Source organism: Burkholderia sp. AU28863 (assembly GCF_002223195.1).
Lineage (GTDB): Bacteria > Pseudomonadota > Gammaproteobacteria > Burkholderiales > Burkholderiaceae > Burkholderia > Burkholderia sola.
Genome location: NZ_NKFE01000013.1, coordinates 1 through 1,887, shown reverse-complemented (window position 1 = coordinate 1,887; position 1,887 = coordinate 1). Strand labels below are relative to the sequence as shown.

General features: G+C 67.7%; 1 protein-coding gene. It reads right to left on the bottom strand.

Annotation, left to right across the window (positions count from 1 at the left end):
• On the bottom strand, positions 1-1,886 hold a 1,886-nt coding region (gene acs / locus CFB81_RS34660; RefSeq protein ID WP_089438201.1), incomplete at its 3' end, for an acetate--CoA ligase.
• Between the last annotated feature and the right edge of the window lies 1 nt (position 1,887).

The window sequence follows — 1,887 nt, the reverse complement described above, 5'->3', positions numbered from 1 at the left end:
CGCAGCAGGCGCCGCATGATCTTGCCCGAGCGCGTCTTCGGCAGGTTGTCGCCGAAGCGGATGTCCTTCGGCTTCGCGATCGGCCCGATCTGCTTGCCGACCCAGTCGCGCAGCGTCTTCGCGAGCGCCGCCGCTTCGTCGCCTTCCGGGCGCGAACGCTTGAGCACGACGAACGCCACGACCGCCTCGCCCGTCGTGTCGTCCGGACGGCCGACCACCGCCGCCTCGGCCACGAGCTCGTGCGACACCAGCGCCGACTCGATCTCCATCGTGCCCAGCCGGTGGCCCGACACGTTCAGCACGTCGTCGATCCGGCCCATGATCGTGAAGTAGCCGGTCTCCTTGTCGCGTACCGTGCCGTCGCCGGCCAGATACAGCGTGCCGCCGAGTTCTTCCGGGTAATAACTCTTCTTGAAGCGCTCCGGGTCGCCCCAGATCGTGCGGATCATCGCGGGCCACGGACGCTTGACCACGAGAATCCCGCCTTGCCCGTTCGGCACGTCCTGGCCCGTCTCGTCGACCACCGCGGCCATGATGCCCGGCAGCGGCAGCGTGCACGAGCCCGGCACGGTCGGCGTCGCGCCCGGCAGCGGCGTGATCATGTGGCCGCCGGTTTCGGTCTGCCACCACGTGTCGACGATCGGGCAGCGCTCGTGGCCGACGTGTTTGTGGTACCACATCCACGCTTCCGGATTGATCGGCTCGCCGACCGTGCCGATGATGCGCAGGCTCGACAGGTCATAGCGCTTCGGGTGGACCGTCTCGTCGGCTTCGGCCGCCTTGATCAGCGAACGGATCGCGGTCGGCGCGGTGTAGAACACGGTGACCTTGTGGTCGGCGATCATCTTCCAGAAGCGGCCGGCGTCCGGATAAGTCGGCACGCCCTCGAACACGACCTGCGTGCCGCCGCACGCGAGCGGCCCGTACGTGATGTACGTGTGGCCCGTGACCCAGCCGATGTCGGCCGTGCACCAGAACACGTCGTCGGGTTTCCAGTCGAAGGTCCACTTCATCGTCTGCGCGGCCCACAGCAGGTAGCCGCCGGTGCTGTGCTGCACGCCCTTCGGCTTGCCGGTCGAGCCCGACGTATACAGGATGAACAGCGGATGCTCGGCGCCGACCCAGGTCGGCTCGCACGTGTCGGACTCGCCGTCGGTCAGCTCGTGCATCCACAGGTCGCGCTCCGCATGCCAGTCGATCTTGCCGCCGGTGCGGCGATAGACGATCACGCTCTTGAGCGCGTCGCAGCCGCCCATCGCGATCGCCTCGTCGGCGATGCTCTTGAGCGGCAGCGTCTTGCCGCCGCGCGCCTGCTCGTCGGCGGTGATCAGCGCGACCGCGCCGACGTCGACGAGCCGCTCGTTCAGCGATTTCGCGGAGAAGCCGCCGAACACGACCGAGTGCGTCGCGCCGATACGCGCGCAGGCCTGCATCGCGACGATGCCTTCGATCGACATCGGAATATAGATGACGACGCGGTCGCCCTTGCCGATGCCGCGTTTCTTCAGCGCATTGGCGAAGCGCGACACGCGTGCGAGGAGATCCGCATAGGTGACGCGGGTGACGGTGCCGTCGTCGGCCTCGAAGATCACCGCGACGCGCTCGCCGTTGCCGGCTTCGACGTGGCGGTCGAGGCAGTTGTACGACGCGTTCAGCTCGCCGTCGTCGAACCACTTGTAGAACGGCGCGTTGCTCTCGTCCAGCACCTTGGTGAACGGCTTGTGCCACGTGAGGCCCTCGCGCGCGAGACGCGCCCAGAAGCCTTCGTAATCCTGCTCGGCCTCGGCGACGAGCGCGCGATAGGCCGGCATGCCGGAAATGGTCGCCGTCTTCTCGAGCGCCGCGGGCGGCGCGAACTGACGGGTTTCGTGAAGAACCGATTCGATC